The 19,792-nt window shown below is 67.5% G+C and carries 16 protein-coding genes and 1 pseudogene; 12 read left to right on the forward strand and 5 right to left on the reverse strand.

The features are described from left to right. Positions 1-238: 238 nt before the first annotated feature. The 4 genes and pseudogenes from ACFSXZ_RS32095 to ACFSXZ_RS32110 form a co-directional block, all read left to right on the forward strand. A pseudogene (locus tag ACFSXZ_RS32095) lies at positions 239-2,320 on the forward strand (DNA gyrase subunit A); the annotation flags it as partial. A 60-nt stretch (positions 2,321-2,380) separates the two neighbouring features. Next, the gene (locus tag ACFSXZ_RS32100; protein WP_378269314.1) at positions 2,381-3,979 is read left to right on the forward strand and encodes an ATP-binding SpoIIE family protein phosphatase; all 1,599 of its coding nucleotides are present in this window, start codon (positions 2,381-2,383) and stop codon (positions 3,977-3,979) included. Further along, complete coding sequence (locus tag ACFSXZ_RS32105; RefSeq protein ID WP_378269316.1) at positions 3,976-4,296, forward strand: STAS domain-containing protein; 321 nt, start codon at positions 3,976-3,978, stop codon at positions 4,294-4,296. The genes ACFSXZ_RS32100 and ACFSXZ_RS32105 overlap by 4 nt, the downstream gene beginning before the upstream one ends. Before the next feature lie 58 nt (positions 4,297-4,354). Further along, positions 4,355-5,488, forward strand: coding sequence for a fumarylacetoacetate hydrolase family protein (locus tag ACFSXZ_RS32110; protein ID WP_378269318.1), 1,134 nt, complete (start codon positions 4,355-4,357; stop codon positions 5,486-5,488). An 18-nt stretch (positions 5,489-5,506) separates the two neighbouring features. Here ACFSXZ_RS32110 and ACFSXZ_RS32115 read toward each other — a convergent pair whose 3' ends face one another. From ACFSXZ_RS32115 to ACFSXZ_RS32135, 5 genes are all read right to left on the reverse strand, one after another. Further along, positions 5,507-7,615 carry a type I restriction-modification system subunit M/S gene (locus ACFSXZ_RS32115; RefSeq protein ID WP_378269319.1) on the reverse strand — a complete coding sequence of 703 codons (2,109 nt, stop codon included), beginning with the start codon at positions 7,613-7,615 and terminating at the stop codon, positions 5,507-5,509. Positions 7,616-7,635: 20 nt separating this feature from the next. After that, complete coding sequence (locus ACFSXZ_RS32120; protein WP_378269321.1) at positions 7,636-7,881, reverse strand: hypothetical protein; 246 nt, start codon at positions 7,879-7,881, stop codon at positions 7,636-7,638. A gap of 404 nt (positions 7,882-8,285) precedes the next feature. Further along, positions 8,286-10,010 (reverse strand): IlvD/Edd family dehydratase, encoded by a 1,725-nt coding sequence (locus tag ACFSXZ_RS32125; RefSeq protein WP_378269323.1) that lies wholly within the window; start codon positions 10,008-10,010, stop codon positions 8,286-8,288. 44 nt (positions 10,011-10,054) lie between these two features. Continuing rightward, a complete protein-coding gene (locus ACFSXZ_RS32130) occupies positions 10,055-11,281 on the reverse strand; it encodes a cysteine desulfurase-like protein (RefSeq protein WP_378269325.1) in 1,227 nt (408 codons plus the stop codon). Positions 11,282-11,469: 188 nt separating this feature from the next. Further along, the gene (locus ACFSXZ_RS32135; RefSeq protein ID WP_378269326.1) at positions 11,470-12,417 is read right to left on the reverse strand and encodes a helix-turn-helix domain-containing protein; all 948 of its coding nucleotides are present in this window, start codon (positions 12,415-12,417) and stop codon (positions 11,470-11,472) included. Between the two features lie 70 nt (positions 12,418-12,487). Here ACFSXZ_RS32135 and ACFSXZ_RS32140 point away from each other — a divergent pair, with 70 nt between their 5' ends. The 8 genes from ACFSXZ_RS32140 to ACFSXZ_RS32175 all read left to right on the forward strand — a co-directional run bounded on the left by ACFSXZ_RS32140 (position 12,488) and on the right by ACFSXZ_RS32175 (position 19,593). Continuing rightward, complete coding sequence (locus ACFSXZ_RS32140) at positions 12,488-12,646, forward strand: hypothetical protein (protein WP_378269327.1); 159 nt, start codon at positions 12,488-12,490, stop codon at positions 12,644-12,646. A gap of 29 nt (positions 12,647-12,675) precedes the next feature. Then, positions 12,676-13,581, forward strand: coding sequence for a dioxygenase family protein (locus ACFSXZ_RS32145; protein ID WP_378269329.1), 906 nt, complete (start codon positions 12,676-12,678; stop codon positions 13,579-13,581). A gap of 86 nt (positions 13,582-13,667) precedes the next feature. Beyond that, positions 13,668-14,348 carry a response regulator transcription factor gene (locus ACFSXZ_RS32150; RefSeq protein WP_378269331.1) on the forward strand — a complete coding sequence of 227 codons (681 nt, stop codon included), beginning with the start codon at positions 13,668-13,670 and terminating at the stop codon, positions 14,346-14,348. Continuing rightward, on the forward strand, positions 14,345-15,739 hold the full coding sequence (locus ACFSXZ_RS32155; RefSeq protein ID WP_378269333.1) for a HAMP domain-containing sensor histidine kinase: 1,395 nt from the start codon (positions 14,345-14,347) through the stop codon (positions 15,737-15,739). The genes ACFSXZ_RS32150 and ACFSXZ_RS32155 overlap by 4 nt, the downstream gene beginning before the upstream one ends. 71 nt (positions 15,740-15,810) lie before the next feature. Further along, positions 15,811-16,284: a methylated-DNA--[protein]-cysteine S-methyltransferase gene (locus ACFSXZ_RS32160; RefSeq protein WP_378269335.1), complete on the forward strand. Its 474-nt coding sequence runs from the start codon at positions 15,811-15,813 to the stop codon at positions 16,282-16,284. A gap of 60 nt (positions 16,285-16,344) precedes the next feature. Then, positions 16,345-17,445, forward strand: a complete 1,101-nt coding sequence (locus tag ACFSXZ_RS32165) for a cysteine--tRNA ligase (RefSeq protein WP_378269336.1) — start codon at positions 16,345-16,347, stop codon at positions 17,443-17,445. Positions 17,446-17,517: 72 nt separating this feature from the next. Next, a complete protein-coding gene (locus tag ACFSXZ_RS32170) occupies positions 17,518-18,060 on the forward strand; it encodes an NUDIX hydrolase (RefSeq protein ID WP_378269338.1) in 543 nt (180 codons plus the stop codon). A 180-nt stretch (positions 18,061-18,240) separates the two neighbouring features. Further along, positions 18,241-19,593, forward strand: coding sequence for an HNH endonuclease signature motif containing protein (locus tag ACFSXZ_RS32175; protein ID WP_378269340.1), 1,353 nt, complete (start codon positions 18,241-18,243; stop codon positions 19,591-19,593). Positions 19,594-19,792: the final 199 nt, after the last annotated feature.

Genomic DNA, 19,792 nt, shown 5'->3' on the forward strand with positions numbered 1-19,792 from the left:
CCGCAAGTGGCTGGTCCAGCACAACTTCGACCGTGTCGAACGCTGGGAGACCGAGCGGCTCCGGATCATCGACCGCATCAAGGACACCGAGGTCCTGGCCACGATCCTGCCGGTCATGGACTCCGGTTACCGCTTCGAAGAGGTCACCGAAGTCGCGGCCGACACGCCTGCGGAGGTCTACTCGGTCCGAGTCGACTCCGATGACCACTCCTTCCTCGCCGGTGGCTTCGTCAACCACAACACCGAAGCGAGAATGTCGCCCGAGGCGATGCTGCTCGTCGGCGAACTCGGTGAGGAGACGGTCGATTTCCGGCCGAACTACGACGGTTCGTTGCAGGAGCCGTCGGTGCTGCCCGCGGCCTATCCCAATCTTCTGGTCAACGGCACGTCCGGGATCGCGGTCGGGATGGCGACCAACATGATCCCGCACAACATGGGCGAGGTCATCGGCGCGGCCCGCTGGCTGATCAACCATCCGAACGCCACGCTGGACAAGCTGATGGAGTTCGTGCCCGGCCCGGACCTGCCCACCGGCGGCATGCTGCTCGGCCTCGACGAGGTGCGCAAGGCCTACGAGACCGGGCGTGGTGTGGTCCGGATGCGGGCGAAGGTCGAGATCGGGCCGCTGGAGGGGAGCCGGGGCAGGCAGGGCATCACGGTCACCGAACTGCCCTACGGGGTGGGGCCGGAAAAGGTGATCGAGAAGATCACCGACGAGGTGAACAAGTCCAAGCGCCTCACCGGGATCGCCGACGTCAAGGACCTCACCGACCGGGAGAACGGCACCCGGCTGGTGATCGAGTGCAAGGTGGGCGTGAACCCGCAGCCGCTCTTGGCCGACTTGTACCGGCTGACGCCGCTCGAGCAGTCCTTCGGCATCAACAACCTGGTGCTGGTGGACGGGCAGCCGCGCACGCTCGGGCTCAAGCAGTTGCTGGAAGTGTTCCTTGGCCACCGCTACGAGGTGGTCACCCGCCGCACCCGCTACCGGCGGCGCAAGCGCGAAGAGCGGTTGCACCTGGTCGAGGGTCTGCTCATCGCGCTGCTGGACATCGACAAGGTGATCCGCCTGATCCGGAACAGCGAGAACGCGCAGGAGGCCAAGGACGGCCTGATGAAGCGGTTCAAGCTCTCGGAGATCCAGGCGACGTACATTTTGGACACTCCGCTGCGCAGGCTGACCAAGTACGACAAGCTCGAACTGGAACAGGAGCAGGACCAGCTGCGCGAGGAGATCGCCGAGCTGAGCAAGATCCTCGACGACGAGTCCGTCCTCAAGCGTCTCGTCTCCAGCGAACTCGCCAAGATCGCCAAGGAGTTCCGCGCCGAGCGGCGCACCTCGCTGATCGACGGCGATCTCAAGGAGGTGCTGGCCGCTTCACAGCCGGCCGGGCCGCGGGAGGTCGCCGACGACCCGTGCCAGGTCATCCTGTCGGCCACCGGTCTGGTGGCGAGGACGGCCGCGGAGTCGGAGGAGGCGCCCGAGGGCCGCCGCCGCAACGGCCGTGCCAAGCACGACACGGTCGCCGCCGTCGTGCATTCCACCGCGCGCGGCCAGGTTCTGCTGGTCACCAGCCGCGGCCGCGCGTTCAAGACCGACGTACTGCCGTTGCCGGTGTTGCCGGAACAGGCGGGCACGGTGTCCCTGCGGGGCGGGATGGCCGCCCGCGAGCTGGTGCCGCTGGAGAAGGGCGAGCGAGTCGTGGGTATCGCGCCGCTCGGCGAGCAGGCGGCCGAGGCGCACGGGCTGGCGCTGGGCACGCGGAACGGCGTGGTCAAGGTGGTCATGCCGGAGTGGCCGGTCCGGGCGGACGAGTTCGACGTGATCGGGCTCAAGGACGGCGACGAGGTGGTCGGCGCGGCCTGGCTGACCGACGGCCGGGAGACCCTGGCGTTCATCGCCTCGGACGGGTCGCTGCTCCGGATTTCGGTGTCGCTGGTGCGCCCGCAGGGCATCAAGAGCACCGGCATGGCCGGGATCAAGCTCGTCGACGACGCCGAGGTGGTGTTCTTCGGCGCGGTGCGCACGGACGATCCCGAACACGGTGAGCCGATGGTGGTCACCGCGACCGGCGCGACCGTCAAGGTGACACCGTTCTCCGAGTACCCGGCCAAGGGCCGCGCGACGGGCGGGGTGCGGGCGCACCGCTTCCTCAAGGGTGAGACGCGAATCACGGTGGGCTGGATCGGCTCGCGCCCGGCGGGTGCGGCGAAGAACGGCGATCCGGTCGAACTGCCGAAACCGAACCAGCGGCGCGACGGATCCGGTTCCGCGCACCCGGGGCCGGATGTGGTCGGGCATGTGATCGAACGCGGATGACTCTTTCGGGAAAGAGCACGACGGAGTGCCGGGCGACGCGCGGGTCGCTAATCTCGTGGCATGGTCAGGGAGGTGAGCGCGGAAGACAGGCTGAAGCTGATCGGGTTCGCGAGCGATGACGCCATCGCTCATCTCGAAGGCCAGGACATGCTCGACGAGGTGCTGGAAGGCGTGCGGCGGGTGTTGCGCGTCGATACGGCCGTGATCCTGCTTCTCCAACCCGACGCGCGTGAGCTTGTCGCGACCGCCGCGCTGGGCATCGAACCCGAGGTCCGGCAGGGCGTGCGGGTGCCTCTCGGCCGGGGCTTCGCCGGTTCGATCGCGGCCACCGGGAAGCCGGTGGTGCTGGAGCGGATCGACGAAACCACCGTGGTCAACCAGCTGTTGTGGGAAAAGGGCATCCAGACGTTGCTGGGCGTGCCGCTGATCGTCGGCGGCGACGTGCTCGGGGTGTTGCACGTGGGCACCTTCCGGCCGCACAAGTTCACCGACGAGGACATCGAACTGCTCCAGCTCGCCGGCGGCCGGATAGCGCTGACCGTGCAGGTCCAGCGTTCGCACGCGCTTCGCGCCGCGGCGGGAGAGTTGCAGCGCAGCCTGTTGCCGACGCGTCTGCCGTCCGTGCCGTTCCTCGACATGGGCGCGCGGTATGTGCCGGGTGGCCGCGCGAACGTCGCCGGTGACTGGTACGACGTGTTCACGCTCCCGTCGGGGTGGCTCGGCGTGGTGATCGGGGACGTGGTCGGGCACGACCTGCCCGCAGCGGTGGTGATGGGGCGGCTGCGCAGCGCGTTGCGCGCCTACGCGCTGGATGCGAGCGATCCCGCCGAGGTACTGACCCGCCTCGACCGGATGGCGCAGCATTTCGAGCCGGGCATCATGGCCACCGTCCTCTACGGCATGCTCGAACCCGGTTTCGAGCGGATCCACCTGTCCTCGGCCGGGCATCTCGCACCGGTGCTGGCCTTCCCCGACCGGCCGGCGGTGATGCCGGACCTTCCGGTCGACACGCCGATCGGGGCGCTGCGGGGTGTCGTCCGGCACACCACGGCCGTGGAGATGGGCCCCGGCTCCCTGGTGTGCTTCTACACCGACGGGCTGGTCGAGCGGCGGAGGAGTTCGCTCGACAGCGGTCTCGGGCGGCTGCGGGAAGTGGTGCGCACCGGCCCGGCCAACGTGGTCGCGGCGAACGTGATGGCCGAGCTGGTGGGCGACGAGGTGCCCGAAGACGACATCGCGTTGCTGGTGGTCCGTCGGCAGGACGCCGCCGAGGTCGGCCCGCTGGACGTGGTGACTCCGGCCGTGCCGGAGGTGCTCAAGGACATCCGCGCGGCGATCAGGCGGTGGCTCACCGCGGTCGGCGCCGACCAGGACGCTCTCGCCGATGTGCTGCTCGCCACCGGAGAAGCGTGTACGAATGTAGTCGAGCACGCCTACGGCGCGGCCGGCGGCGACGTGGCCCTTCATCTCGAGCGCGTCGGCCCGGACGTCGTGGCCACCGTGCGGGACAAGGGTGGCTGGCGTTCCCCACGCGGAACCAATCGCGGGCGCGGCATCATGCTCATGCGGCAGTGTTGTGACGAGGTCCGGGTCGACCGGACGGAGGAGGGGACCGAGGTCGTGATCCGGCGGAACCTGAATCACGAGCGGGAACAATGACCACGCCGAACGTGGAGTTCCACACTCAGGGTGAGGCGGTGGACATCCGGCTCAGCGGGGAGATCGACCTGGCCAACGCCGCCGCGGTGCAGAACGAGATCAATGCCGCGATCGACAATCACGTCAACGCGGTGCGGGTGGACCTGAGCGATGTCACCTATTTGGACAGCGCCGGGCTGCGCATCCTGTTCACTCTGGCCGGACGGTTGCGGACGTTGCAGACGACGTTGGAACTGGTCGTCCCGTCCGGTTCGCCGGTGCGCCGGGCGGTCGAACTGTCCGGGTTGGAACCGTTCACGCGATTGCGGAACGCATGAATCTTGCCGCGACACGCGGTTGCCAAGCTGGCCACGGTGACTTCACGGGGGGACGAGCATGAACGCGCTGCCTGATGTGCTGCCGGTCGACGCGGGGGAAGCGACGTTGGTCGGACGGGTCTTCGATCCCGAGAGCGGGCCCTGTGTGGTGGCCGTGCGCGGGGAGAAGGTGGTCGATCTGACCTCCGCCGAGCCGACGATGTCCGGTCTGCTGGAGCGCGAGGATCTGCTCGACATCGTCAAAGGCGCGGGTGGACGCGAGTGGCCGCTCGCGGACGTGCTGAGCGGGCGGTTGACGCCGCTGGCGCCGTGCGACCTGCAGGTCATCAAGGCGTGCGGGGTCACGTTCGTGCGCAGCATGGTCGAGCGGGTCATCGAGGAGCGCGCGAAGGGGGACCCGAAACTCGCCGCGGACATCCGGAACCGCATCGAGGACGCCGTCGGCGGAATGATCGGTGGTCTGCGTCCCGGGTCGCCGGAATCGGTGCGGGTCAAGGAACTTCTCGTGGCCGAGGGGCTGTGGTCGCAGTACCTGGAGGTCGGGATCGGCCCGGACGCCGAGGTGTTCACCAAGGCGCCGGTCCTCTCGGCGGTCGGCACCGGGGCCGAGATCGGGGTGCCCGCGTATTCACGGTGGAACAACCCGGAGCCCGAACTGGTGCTGGCGGTGACCTCGGACGGCCGTGCGGTCGGTGCGACCCTTGGCAACGACGTGAACCTGCGCGATGTCGAAGGCAGGAGCGCGCTGCTGCTGAGCAAGGCCAAGGACAACAACGCCTCCTGCGCGATCGGCCCGTTCCTCCGCTTGTTCGACGACGCTTTCGGGATCGACGACGTGCGTGGTCTGGACATCGAACTCACGGTCACCGGGACGGACGGTTTCGTGCTCGAAGGCACGAGTTCCCTGCGCGAGATCAGCCGGGACGTCCTGGATCTGGTCGCGCAGACGGTGGGGCCGAATCACCAGTACCCCGACGGTTTCGTGCTGTTCACCGGCACCCTGTTCGCCCCGACGGCCGATCGTGACGTGCCGGGCGAAGGGTTCACGCACAAACTCGGCGACCGTGTCCGCATCGCCTCCCCCCGGCTCGGCGCGCTGACCAACGTCGTCACCCACGCCGAGAAGGCTCCACAATGGACGTTCGGAATCCGCGCCCTGATGGGAAACCTGGCCTCGCGGGGCTTGCTTTAGGGGGAGTCTCCGCTCGGATCACGGTTGCGAAAGCGAGGGGAAGACGAGGTCGCGGAGCGATTGGGTGGCCGAAATCGCTCGCTGGTGTTGCTCGATGTGAAGGTCGATCGAATCCATCGTGGCGGCTATTTCCCGCTGCGTCGCGACCGAAGGCAGCGCTATGACCAGCATCCGCAGCGTGACCGCGCTGATGTGGGGGATAGCCGTGGAACCTCGCGACTGAGCCATGATCCACTCGTTGACCTCGGCGCTGTTCAGGTAGTGCACGAGGTACTCGGGAACGACTTCGGCCCTGGTAGGACGTATGCGCATGCAACTCGGTCCCAAAGCCCACCCGTCTTCCGGCTCACGCACTAGTCCGTGCCGTCCCAGCGTGCCTGATCGTGCGCACACGATATCGCCCGAGCGAAGCAGATAATTCGAGAGCTTCTCAAATGTTTCGGGTTTGACCGTGTCCAGCTCTTCATGGCTGAGGTGGCCACGCTTGATGTTGCGCGGAAGTACGAGCGGGGTCCAACCCGGGACCGTCGTCCCACGCTCGCGATTCACCGTGCCCGGCCCTGCCTGAATGTCGCAGATCTCGCCGAGAGAAACTGTCCGCCATTCACGGGGAGCCGACCGGTGCAGTATCGCGAGATGAGCGTCGATTTCGGCGCGAGTTCTCTTCGCCCGCTCGGCCAACTTATCCAGCGTCCGTTGTACCGATCCGGACTTGGCCGAGGGTGTGTCCGTTCGCGAGCCCTGGAGGTCGGCCTCTTCGCCTACGTAACGTTGGGGCTGAAGGTTGTAGTCGTTCCGACGTATTTCCTCGATTGGTACCGGTCGCGCGAACCCGAGTGACTGGCCGAATTCTTCGCTGCTGCCGAATTCGCGCCAATTGCGGTATTCGTGAACAATCCTCACTGCCTCGTCACGGCGTAGTATGCGTTGGCTGTTCCTGGTACTCGCACCCATACGGGTGGCATCGATGAAGAGAACCTCTGACGGGTCAGCCTTTCCGTGCTTCGGTGTTCGGAGGACCCAGAGCGACACCGGGATACCGGTACTGGCGAAAAGTCCGGCGGGGAGAGCGACGATTCCTTCGACAACTCCAGCCTCAACCATGCTGCTCCGGATTTCCGCCTCACGGCCAGAGCGGAACAATGTTCCGCTCGGCATGAGAACTCCGGCGCGACCGCCTGGCTTCAACTTGTGCACCGCGAGTTGAAGCCACGCGAAATCGCCGATGCGCTGGGGTGGTGTGCCGAACGGCCACGCATCCTCTTCGACGTTGTTCGGAAGTTTGATACTGAAGGGTGGGTTGGACAGAATGACATCGAATCGTTCGCCGCCGAAAGCTCCACGTGTAATCTCCGGACCCCCGATGCGAAGGTCGGCCTTACCGCCGTGCACCGCCAGGTTGAGCAGCGTCATCCGGAGCGAGGCAGTATTCATCGCCTGACCACCTAGCGACTTCACGCCGTGTTGTGCCGCTGCGGTGAGGAATTCACCGGACCCGCACGACGGGTCATGGACGCCGTCGGCGCTCTGCGGGTCGATGATGTCCATCATGCAGCGCACCAGCGAACGAGGCGTGAAGTGTCCCCCGTGCTTGCCGAGGTCGCGGTGGGCCCTTTCCAGCAGTGTGTCGAACGCTGCGGCCAACTCCTCCTCTTCAAGGTCCATGCCCTCGAGAAGCTTGATCGTCTCCAGCATCTGTTTACTGGAAAGAGCAGAGGTGTCGTTGGGGAACAAGGGAACGTCGTTATCCGGAAGTCGTACACGACGAAGCATCTGACCCACGACGTGCCCGGATTCCTGTTGCGCGATCTCCCGCCAAAGTTCTTGGTCGGTACTGCGGAGGTAAAGCATGGCCATGAGGAAATCGACGGCGGTCATGAAGTCGAAGTCTCCCCGCAGTAGATCCACGCTCCGCCACAGTTCGCTCGTCCGATCAGGGCGGGCTGTCGTCTGGATACGCGGCTCAGCCTGGGTGCCGGGAGTAAGTACGCCCCTGTTGCGGATGAATCTGTCACTGTAGACGGTGCCTGGTGTCTCGCCAGGCTTCAGATTGTTACTGGCGATCTTGCGTCGGCCGAGCCAGCGTGCGATCTCGTCTGCGTCGAACAGTTCCTGGCCCGACACCATGGTAGGGCGGGGAAAGTCGCTCAGTGGTGCGAGCGCCCACCAGTCGGCGCGTCCGAACCGGACCCCAGTTCCCGGTGCAGTGCGTTGCGCAGAGTGATCTCGGGGAAGTGCAGAAGCGGGTAAAACGCCATCGAGATGGCGATGTTCCACACGTACAGACGCCACGCGGTGGCTCGGTCGTCGCCACACTCGGCGAGGTATGGTGCGAACCTCGCCTCGGAAATGGCGTCACCTATCCAGTCGCCGGCATCGTCGGTCAGAGTCATCTTCGCCCCCAAGGATCGAGGTACCACGGCAGCCTGACCCGTGGTAGAGTGCAGATGTAAGCCCCAGGTTCGCCTCTGCTTCGGCATGCCACCTGGGGCCTCGTATTGAGGGGGCCCGAGTTCGGAGCCGCCAAGTCCACGCGTTGGCCACGATGACATTCCGGCCGTCGAAGGCGCGGCGGAAGGCATCTGGGTATTTCGTGGTCCCGACCGGGATATCGGCGGTGATGAAACTACGCGGTACCCCGTAGAGGACGCGCGTGATCTCGTGGACCGCCTTGCCCAGGTCTTGAATTGTCGGGGAGACATTACGCCGCTGGTCAGAGGCCGTCCAGAGTGGAGAGGCCCGCACCGGCAGTCGCGCGGAGCGTGCCCGTTGAGGGTGGTGGTGGGCGACGGGAGCTCTAGTGCGAGTCCCGCGGCACGGCGTGGCCTCGGCTGCCCAGCAGGAAGTCGAAGTCGGCGCCCTGGTCGGCTTGCAGCACATGCTGGGTGTAGAGCCACGCGTAGCCGCTGGTGTGCGCGGGTTCGGGGGCGACCCATTCCGCGCGGCGGCGGTCGAGCTCGGCGTCGTCGACTTCGAGGGTCAGTTCGCGGGACGGGACATCGAGGGTGATCTCATCGCCGGTGCGCACCAGCGCGAGCGGACCGCCCAGCGCCGATTCCGGGGTCACGTGCAAGACCACGGTGCCGTAGCCGGTGCCGCTCATCCGGCCGTCGCACACCCGCACCATGTCCGTCACGCCGGCCTGGATCATCTTCTGGGGCAGCGGCACGTTCGACACCTCGGGCATGCCCGGATACCCCTTCGGGCCGGCACCCCGGATGACCAGCACGGTGTTCTCGTCGACATCGAGATCCGGATCGTCACACACGGCGTGGTACTCCTCGGCCGAGTCGAAGACGAGCGCGCGGCCGCGATGGGTGAGCAGGTGCTCGGACGCGGCGGACTGTTTGATCACCGCGCCGCCGGGGCAGAGATTGCCGCGCAGCACGGCCGTGCCGGTGCCGGCCGGCTGGAACGGTGACTCGATCTTGGTGATCACTTCGTCGTTGAAGCATTCGGCGCCGGCCACGTTGGCCTCCACGTCGTTCCCGGTGACCGTGACGCTTCCGGCGTGCAGGAGACCCGCGTCCACCAGTCGCTTCATCACCACGGGAAGGCCGCCCGCGTAACAGAAATCCTCCATCAGGAACCGGCCGCTGGGCATCAGGTCGACCAGCGTGGGCACCACGCGGGCGAGCGCGTCGAAGTCGTCGAGTTCCAGCTTGACCCCAAGCCGTCCGGCGATCGCGAGCAGATGGATGATCGCGTTGGTGGAACCGCCGATCGCGGCGTTGACCCGGATCGCGTTCTCGAACGCCTCGCGCGTCAGGATCCGGGACGGCCGCAGCTCTTCGCGCACCATGTCCACCACGCGAAGCCCGGCCTCCTGCGCGATCTCGAACCGTCGCGCGTCGACGGCGGGCCACGCGGCCGAACCGGGCAGCTGCATGCCCAGCGCCTCGGCCATGCACGCCATCGTGGAGGCGGTGCCCATGGTCATGCAGTGCCCGTTCGAGCGCGCCATGCAGCCTTCGGCGAAGAAGCACTCTTCCTGCGTCATGCGCCCGGCCTTGAGGTCCTCTTCGAACTTCCACACGTGCGTGCCGGAGCCGACATCGGTGCCGCGGTACTTGCCGTTGAGCATCGGACCGCCGGTCACCATGATCGCCGGGACGTCCACGCTGGCCGCGGCCATCAGCATCGCGGGGGTGGTCTTGTCACAGCCGGAAAGCAGCACCACGCCGTCGAGCGGGTTGGCGCGGATCAGCTCTTCGACCTCCATCGCCATGAGGTTGCGGTAGAGCATCGCGGTGGGGCGCATCAGCGTCTCGCCGGTGGCCATCGTGGGGAACTCCAGCGGGAATCCGCCCGCCTGCCACACGCCGCGCTTCACCGCTTCCGCGACCCGGTGGAGGTGAGCGTTGCACGGGGCGAGTTCCGAGGCGCTGGTGGCGATGCCGATCACCGGCCGCCCGTCGAAGACCCCGGCACCGAAACCCTGGTTGCGCATCCACGACCGGTAGATCATCCCGGCGCGGCCGGTCGCGCCGAACCATGCCCTGCTGCGAAGTTCGCCCGTCACGCTTGCCCCTCTCCCTTGAGAACTCGCGTACCGGAAACGTTAAATCATTTGATGAATGATTGTCCAGGTCGCCCGGTGAGAACGCCCAGCGCCGCCAGGAGCCGGTCGACGTCGTCGCTGTCGGTGTAGGGCGCGATACCGGCCCGGACCGCGCCGGTATCGCCCAAGCCGAGGTGCCGCGAGCATTCCAGCGCGTAGAAGCTTCCCGCCGGCGCGTTGACACCCCGCTCGGCGAGCCCTTCGTAGACCTTCGGTGGCGGGATGTCCCGCACCGAGAAGAGCACGGTCGGTGTGCGACGGCGGCTGGGGGAGCCGTAGCGGATCACACCGGGGATCTCGGCGAGGCCGTCGTCGAGGCGGTGGAGCAGACCGTCTTCGTACTCCTCGACGGCCCGCATCGACGTGACGACACGATCGCGGCGGGTGCCCGTGCCGGGCATCAGTCCGGCCAGGAAGTCGATCGCCGCGGTCGTTCCGGCGAGGAGTTCGTAGGGCAGCGTGCCGAGTTCGAACCGTTCGGGCACCGCGTCGGTGGACGGCAACAGCTTGTCGGGGTGCAGGGTTTCCAGCGTTTCCGGGCTCGCCGCCACGACGCCGAGGTGTGGACCGAGGAACTTGTACGGAGAACAGGCGAAGAAGTCCGCACCGAGCGCGTCGATGTCGATCGGGCTGTGCGGTGTGAGGTGCACACCGTCTACATAGGACAGAGCGCCCGCCGCCCTGGCGCTCGCGGTGATCTCGGGAACGTCGGGCCGGGTGCCGAGCAGGTTGCCCGCCGCGGTGACCGCGACCAGCCGGGTCCGCCCGGACAGCAGCGTGGTCACGGCTTCGGGCGGGAGTTCGCCCGTGCCGGGGTCGAAATCGGCCCACCGCACGGTCACCCCGCGCGCTTGCGCGGCCTGCACCCACGGCCGGATGTTGGCGTCGTGATCGAGGCGGGTGACCACGATTTCGTCGCCGGGCGCCCAGTTCTTGGCCAGGGCACGGGAAAAGTCGTAGGTCAGCTGCGTCATGCTGCGGCCGAAGACGACCCCGCCGGGCCGCGCGCCCAGCAGGTCGGCGACCGCCGCGCGCGCCTGTCCGACGATCTCCTCCGCCCGGCGTTCGGCCGCGGTGACGGTGCCCCGGTTGGCGATCGCGCCGGTCAGCGCCGCGGCCACCGCCTCGCCGACCACGGCGGGAACCTGCGAGCCGCCGGGCGAATCGAAATGCGCCGCGCCTTCGGCGAGCGCTGGAAAGCATGCACGTATCCGCTTCACGTCGTAACCCACAGGTCCAACGTAGAGGACATTTCAAGCAGTGTTTCCAAGGCGCGCGATCGGATTCGCGTAGACGGGCCGTGGCTCTCGCGGTCGGCCTCCTTGAGGCAGGTAGGCGGCCCGCCTCCGAAAATCCGAAGCCTCCGGCACCCGCGCGCACTCTACTCACCTCATGCGAAACACGGGCTTTTGAACACACGTCAGGCCGCGAAGGTCTTCCGGTAGTCCGCGGGGGCCACGCCGACGATCTTGTGAAAGTGGTGCCGTAGGAGCGCCGCGTTGCCGAAACCGCACCGGCGCGCGATTTCCTCGATGCCGAGCGCGGTGTCCTCCAGGAGCGTGCGGGCGTGCAGCACGCGCTGGGTCGACAGCCAGCGATGCGGCGTGGTGCCGGTTTCGGCGACGAACCGGCGCGCGAAGGTGCGTTCGGACATCGCCGCGCGCCGTGCCAGCGCGGCGACCGTGTGGTCCTCGGCGAGATGATCGAGCATCCAGTTGAGCACCGGCTGCAGGCTGTCCGCGGTGCATTCGGGGATCGGCAGTTCGATGTACTGCTGCTGCCCGCCCTCGCGCTGGGGCGGCACCACCATGCGGCGGGCGATGGCGTTGGCGGGCCCCGAGCCCAGTTCGCGACGGACCAGGTGCAGGCAGGCGTCGATGCCGGCGGCCGTGCCCGCGCTGGTGATCAGGTCGCCCCCGTCGACGAAGAGGACGTCCGGATCGACCTGTGCCAGGGGAAAACGTTTGCGGAACTCGTCGATGTGACGCCAGTGGGTGGTGCAGCGGCGGCCGTCGAGGAGCCCGGTCGCGCCCAGGAGGAAAGCGCCGCTGCACACGCTGAGCAGCGTCGCGCCGCGCGCGTGGGCGGATCGGACCGCGTCCAGGATCGCGGGCGGGTAGTCGTCGCGGATGCTGGCCGCGGGCAGGGCCACCAGATCCGCGCCGTCGAGTCCTTCGAGACCGTGGTCCGGGGTCATCGTCACGCCTACCGACGATCGCAACGGCTCGCCTGGCTTCTCCCCGCACACCCGGAACTCGATGGGCGGCACGCCGTCCTCGGTGCGGTCGATGCCGAAGACCTCGCAGACCACCCCGAACTCGAACGGGGCGAGCCCGTCGATCAACACCGTCGCCACGGTCGTCAACATGGCAGTATCTTAACGCAGTCGGTCGGATCTGCCACTGTGGCAGGAAGTCATCTGGGCGCAAACTTCAGCCATGGTCTCTCTGATTCTCTTCCTGATCCTGCTGGTGGCCGTCGTTTACGGCCTGGAGCGCAACCATCGCCGCGAGCGGCCTCGCCTGCCGGTGGGCAGCGCCGACATCGAAGACCGGGACGAAGCCCGGGTGCTGTGTCAGGTTGCCCACCTAGAATGAGGTGACCTCACGACAGCAGGGGGCACCTCATGGCGGAGTCAGAGCCTGGACCGGTCGAGCCCGAGGTTCGCGCGGCCCTGGACCGGTTGACCGGACAGGTCGTGGCGAGCTTCGGCCGCACGCCGGACCCCAGGCTCAAGGCCCTGCTCACCGATCTGGTGCGGCATCTGCACGAGTACGTGATCGCCAACGACGTGACGCAGGAAGAATGGCAGGCCGCCATCGGCTTCCTCACCCGTGCCGGGCACATCACCACCGAGACGCGCCAGGAGTTCGTGCTGGCCTCGGATGTGCTCGGGGTCTCCAGCGCGGTCGACATGCTGGCCAACGCGCGTACGCCGGGCACCACGCCGTCGGCCGTCCTCGGGCCGTTCTACGTCCAGGGGCCGCCGCCCGCCGAACACGGGAGCGACATCGCGAACGGGCTGCCCGGCACTCCACTGTGGGTCGACGTGCGGATCACCGACACCGAAGGAAACCCGGTGCCGGACGTCTTCACCGACGTGTGGCAGTCCAATGAGGACGGTTTCTACGACGTGCAGTTACCGGATCTCGACGGACCCGTGCTGCGGGCGCGGTTCCACAGCGACGACGAGGGCCGGGTGAGGTTCTGGACGATCATGCCCAGCGCGTATCCGATTCCCGACGACGGGCCGGTCGGAGCGATGCTCTCCGCGACCGGGCGGCACCAGTGGCGGGCCCCGCATCTGCACTTCCTGTTCGGAAAGCAGGGTTACCACCGGCTGATCACCCAGCTGTTCGTGCGCGGCGGGCCCTACCTGGACACCTCCGGCGGCCAGGGCGACGCCGTCTTCGGCGTCAAGGACGACCTGATCGCCGACTTCGTCCCCGGGAACGGCCCGGCCCCCGCCGGCCGGGTGGTCGACGGCGAGTGGCGGCGGCTGGAGTTCACGTTCCGGATCAAGAAAGAATGAACGAGAACGTGCGGCCGGGTGTCAGGTCCGTCCGGGAAAAGGCCCCGGAAAAATGCCTGGAAAAGGCGTGGAGCCACAATGGCCCCATGCGATTGCTGGTGGTTGACGACGATTCGGACGTTCGGGACAGTCTCGCGCTGAGCCTGGAGTTCGAGGGCTATTCCGTGGCCACCGCGCCCGACGGTGAGCAGGCGTTGCACAGCGTCGAAGCCGAAAAGCCGGATCTGATGATCGTGGACGTGATGATGCCCGGCGTGGACGGGCTGGAGACGTGCCGCCGGCTGCGCGCGTCCGGCAGCCGGCTTCCGGTGCTCATGCTCACCGCACGTGACGCGCTCGGTGACCGCGTCACCGGTCTGGACGCGGGAGCGGACGACTACCTCGTCAAGCCGTTCGCGCTGGAGGAGTTGCTGGCCCGCGTGCGCGCGCTGCTGCGCCCGGCCCGGCGGAAGCGGTCCGAGCAGCCCGAGCGCGATGTGCTCCGGTTCGAAGATCTCGAACTCGACCCCGCCACCCGTGAGGTCTTCCGTGGCGGGCGCTCGATCTCGCTGACCCGCATCGAATTCGATCTCCTTTCGCTCCTGATGTCCGCGCCCCGTCAGGTCCTCACCCGTAAGCACCTGCACCAGGAGGTGTGGGGCCGTGAGCCGAACACGAACAACCTCGACGTCTACGTCGGGTATTTGCGCCGCAAGACCGAAGCCGGCGGCGAACCGCGTTTGGTGCACACCGTGCGCGGTGTCGGTTACGTACTGAAGATGTCATGACGCCGCGCCGGTGGCCCGCCCTGCTGAAACGCCCCGAACGCAGGCTGCTGCTCAGGAGGCGGATCGCGCTGGTCACCGGCCTGATCGTGGCGACCGCGATCCTCGTCGTCAGCGGGGTCGCGTGGCTGGTCACCGAGCACAACCTGCGCAGTGAACTCGACCAGACGCTGCTCGAGCGCATGCCTCCGCCGACTTCCGTCAACGCGAGGACACTGCCTCGCTTCGAGGCGTTGTGCACCAATCCGAATGCCCCTGCCCTGCAACGGTTCGTCGAAGGCCTGGAACTGCTGAAATCCGACGGCACGGTTTGTGCGCCACCGTCCCAGGATCGGGTCGTCGTCGCGCCGGGAGACGGCACGGTGACCGGACCCACGTTGCGTGACGGCATCACCGTTTCCGGCGCGCCGGTGCGCGTCCTGGCTTATCCGCTCGGGGCGGGGCAGGTCGTGCTGATCAGCCGTTCACTCGCCGACATCGAGCGCTCGCTGTCCCACCTCCGGGACGCGTTGATGGTGGCCGCCCTGGTCAGCGTGGCGCTCGCGGGGACCATCGCCCTGGTGCTCGCGCGCGCCGCGCTGGTGCCGGTGGAGCGGCTCACCGAGACCGTCGAACGCATTGCCAGGACCGAGGATCTGGAGACCCCGGTCGACGTGACCGGCCGCGACGAGACCGGACGGCTCGCCCGGGCGTTCAGCGCGATGACGGCGGCCCTGTCCGATTCACGGCGCCGCCAGCGTGATCTGGTCGCCGACGCGGCCCACGAACTGCGCACCCCGTTGACCAGTCTCCGTACCAACGTGGAACTGCTCGCCCGCAGCGAAGAACACGGCCGCCCGCTCGCGGCGGACGTGCGCGCCAAGATCATGACGAGCCTGCGGTCCCAGACCGTCGAATTCAGCGAGTTGGTGCAGGAGTTGGTGGTGCTGGCCCGCGACGAACGCGAGCTGAGCCGGGACGTGGTCGACGTGACGGACGTGGTGGACGCGGCGGTCCAGCGGGCGAGCAGCCGGGCGGGCGGGCATCACTTCGATGTCCGCGTGAGCCCTTGGCACGTCATCGGTGACGCGACGGCACTCGAACGGGTCGTGCTCAACCTGCTCGACAACGCGGTCAAATTCTCGCCCGCCGGGTCCACCATCACGGTGCGAAGCGAAGCGGGCCGCCTGACCGTTCAGGACGAAGGGCCGGGCGTGGCGGCCGAGAATCGAGCCCACGCCTTCGATCGGTTCTGGCGTTCGCCGGAGGCGCGCGGTATGCCCGGTTCGGGGCTCGGCCTGTCGATCGTCGCGAGTACGGTCACCGCGCACGGTGGGACGGTCGCGATGCCCGAACCACCGGACGGACGTGGCTGCCTGGTCCGTGTCGAGCTGCCGGTGTACATCTCACGGTGATGGCGGTTTTCCGCCAGCGCGAGGCCGTCGCGCCGGTAAAGCTGGTGGGTGACACCGGAAGGGAGGCAGGTATGCGACACACCATTGTGGACAGTCCAGTCGGTCCGCTGACGCTGGTCGCGGGGGACGACGGCGTCCTCACCGGGCTCTACATGGACCAACAGCGTTACCGGCCCGCCGAGTCGATGTTCGGCGATCGTGACGACGCGCCGTTCGCCGAGGCTGCCGGTCAGCTCGCCGGGTACTTCGCCGGCCGGCGAAGGGAGTTCGACCTCGACCTCGCGTTCAACGGCACCCCGTTCCAGCGGACGGTATGGCAGGAGCTACGCCGGATTCCTTACGGGGAAACGGTTTCCTACCGGGAACTCGCCGAGCGGATCGGGCGCCCGACCGCGGCGAGAGCGGTCGGCCTGGCCAACGGCAAGAACCCGGTCGGCATCATCGTGCCGTGTCACCGGGTGATCGGCTCGGCCGGCGATCTCACCGGCTACGGGGGAGGCCTGGACCGCAAACGGCAACTGCTGGAGTTCGAGCGCTCCGGTTGACCCGCCGGGCCCGGGCCAGGACGATCTCCCTGGAGACCGAACACAAGGGCGGTGGGGCACATGAGCGGACTGGTGCTGGCGGGACGGCGGATCGCGCTGCTGGACCGTGCCCGCGTCTACACGTGCGGTATCACGCCCTACGACGTCACACACCTCGGTCACGCGTCGACGTTCGTCTGGGTCGACACGCTGACCCGCGTGATGCGGCGGCTTCTCGGTGTCGAACCGATCGTGTGCCGGAACGTCACCGACGTCGACGACGTGCTCAGCGCGGCGGCACTGCGCGCGGGCACCCGGTACGACGATTTCGCCGCGTTCCAGCAGTTCGTGTTCGAGGGTGACATGTCGGCACTGAACGTCCGCACTCCCGAGTACGAACCGTGGGTGCACCGTTACATCCCGGCAGTGGTGCGCTTGGCGGAGGCGCTGATCGCCGTGGGCGCCGCCTACGAGCGTGGCGGGAGCGTCTACTTCCGTGGCCGGTCCGTGCTCGATCGGTCGGGCCTCGACGAAACCGAGGCCCTGGAACTGGCCGCCGAGTACGGCGGCCGCCCCGACGACGAGGCCAAGGACGACCCGTTCGACACCGCGGTGTGGCAGGCCGCGGAACCGGGTTACCCGGCGTGGCCGTCGCCCTGGGGGCAAGGCAGGCCCGGCTGGCATGCCGAATGCGTCGCGATGGCGTTGTCGGTGTTCGGGCCCGCCGTGGACCTGCATGCCGGAGGCGCGGACCTCCGCTTCCCCCACCACGCCTACCACGCCGCGATGGCCGAGCAGTTCAGCGGCGTCACGCCCTACGCGCGGGCGTGGTTCCACGCCGGCACCGTCACCGTCGGCGGTGCCAAAATGGCCAAGTCCGCCGGCAATCTCGTCCTGCTGTCGGACGTGCTCGGCGACTGGCCGGCCTCGGTCGTGCGGCTGTTGATCCTGGACCGTCCGTGGCACCAGAGCTGGGACTACCACCCGGATCTGCTGGACGCCGCGGCCGCCCGCCTCGAAAGCCTGCACCGAGCCGCCGGGCGCCCGGGCACCGCCTCGGCGACCGACCGCCTGCGCGACCTGCTCTCCGACGAACTCGACGTTCCCGCCGCCCTCGACCTCGCGATCGAGGCGGGAGGCGAAACCGCCCGCACGCTCATCCCCACCCTGGGCCTGAGCTGATCCTTCGCAGGGCATCGAAGGGTCAACGGTAGTTCCCGGTGTGGCCCGGTAAATCCCAGTAGGGTCGCCAGTATGGTGACCGCCGCCGCTTTGCTGGCTCGATACGTTCCCCAGAGCACCGACGAAGCCGCCGACGTGGCCCGGATCCGTCAACTCGTGGACACCGCGGACAATCCCTGGCACCGCGCGACCCCGCTGCACGTCACCGCTTCGGCGTTGATCGTCCACCGCGAGTCGGAGCGGGTGCTGTTGCGCTGGCACCAACGGCAGCGTGCCTGGCTGCACGTCGGTGGCCACGGCGACCCGGGCGAGACCGATCCGGTGGACATCGCGCTCCGCGAAGGGCGCGAGGAGACCGGACTGACCGACCTGACTCCATGGCCGGACCCCGAACTCGTCCACGTGGCGATCGTGCCGGTGCGCGCCAAAGGCGACGAGCCCGCCCACGAGCACGCCGACCTCCGATTCGTGCTGGCCACATCGCGCCCCGACACGGCCCGCCCGGAGAAGCCGGACGCCGAACTGCGCTGGCTCAGCCTCACGGAGGCACATGAGACGACCACATCGCCCAGCCTGCGGGAAACCCTGACGCGCGTGGAAAAGCTGCTTTCGTAGTCGGACAGGTGAGGACTGGATCCCGCGCATCCCGGGGGCGAGATCCGTTGTCTACCTTGACTTCTGTCGCGCGAACCTGGCCGGTCGGGGCTCGGCCGGCCAGGCTCGCCATTTCACACTTTCCAGTGAACGTGTCCTTTACCTACGCAACCGTGCTCACATGTTCGATAACATGGAGTCATGACCGTCCCCGATCTGCCCACCGTCTCCCGCTTTCCGGACCTGCCGGACTTCCCCGGCATACTGGTGACCCGGGAGGCGATGCTGCGCGAGATGAAGGACGTGCAGAAGCTGATGAACCGGTTGCAGGCCCGGCATTTCGAGGTGCTTGCCCGCTTCACCCGCACCGCCGAGGAGCCGGCGACGGTGCCGCAGGAACTCGCCCTCGCGCTGGCGATGGGCAAGCAGGCAGCGGAAAACCAGGTGGACCTCGCCATGGCGCTGGCCATCCGGCTGCCCCGGACGCTGGAAGCCATGCGGCGCGGAGACATCGACGGTTTCAAGGCGATGAAAATCCATGAACCGACCGTGATCCTCACCGACGAACAGGCCCGCCAGGTCGATGCCGTGATGGCGACGCGCCTGAACGGAAAAGATCCGGCCGGGCTGCGCAGATCCACGAACCTTGCCATGGCCAGGATCGACCCGGAGGCACATGCCGAACGCTGTTACGCGCGTCGCGCTCAGCGCAAGGTCGAACTCATCCCATCCGACGACGGGATGGTCAGGCTGTGCGGGGACCTCCCGGCCGAGGTCGGGACAGCGGCCTATACGCGAATCGATCGCGAGGCCCGCCGCCTCAGGCGAAGGGATAAGACGAAGACGCTCGACCAGCACAGGGCCGATGTCTATGCGGAGCTGTTGCTCACCGACAATCGCGGGGTTTATGTCGGTCCGCGTGCGGAAGTCTACGTCTACGTCGACGTCATGACGTGGCTCGGTCTCGACGACCAGCCCGCGGAAATGGCGGGCCACGGCGTGATTCCCGCATGGTTGGCGCGCAGGATCGCCTACGGGGACAACAGCACGGTACGGCGGTTGCTCACCGATCCGGAAACGGGACAACTGGTTTCGGTAGGCCGCAACGCTTATCGGCCGCCCAAGGATCTCGCACGGCTGATCCACGTCCGGGATCGCGAATGTAGATTCCCCGGCTGCCACCGACCGGCGCAGGTCTGCGATATCGACCACGGGGAAGAGTGGGTCGCCGATCAGGGTGAGACCGCGGACGAAAATCTCATCGCACTCTGCCGTCGCCACCATAGGTTGAAGCGACAACCGGGCTGGAGCTTTCATCTCGACAGAGCCTCCGGCCGCCTGACGGTGACGACTCCCACCGGTGACCAGTACACCGGCGATTCACCACCACTCCATGACCCCCGCACGCCCGAACCTGATGAAGACTCGTCCATAGTGGATCCTGGGATGACCGGCGATCCAGCGTCGGACAATGTCGCGTCCGATGGTCATGACACTGACGACGCCCACCCCCGAACCGACCACCCCGGCCCTGACGAACCGCCTTCATTCTGAGAAACCGTCTCATGCGCGGATCTTGTAACGGCCGGCACGCTCGTCGACGACCGTCGGATGGAGCGGAAGCCAGGTTTGAATCACCTCGCGCCTGACCGCGCCGGGTTGCGCAGGCTGTTCGATTCGTAGCAGGGATGGTGGGGATGAGCACCTTTTATCGTGGAATCTGGTCGGACTCGATCGAATCGGACCGTCGAGG

The sequence above is a fragment of the Amycolatopsis pigmentata genome, from assembly GCF_042684065.1.
GTDB classification, from domain to species: Bacteria; Actinomycetota; Actinomycetes; order Mycobacteriales; family Pseudonocardiaceae; genus Amycolatopsis_E; species Amycolatopsis_E pigmentata.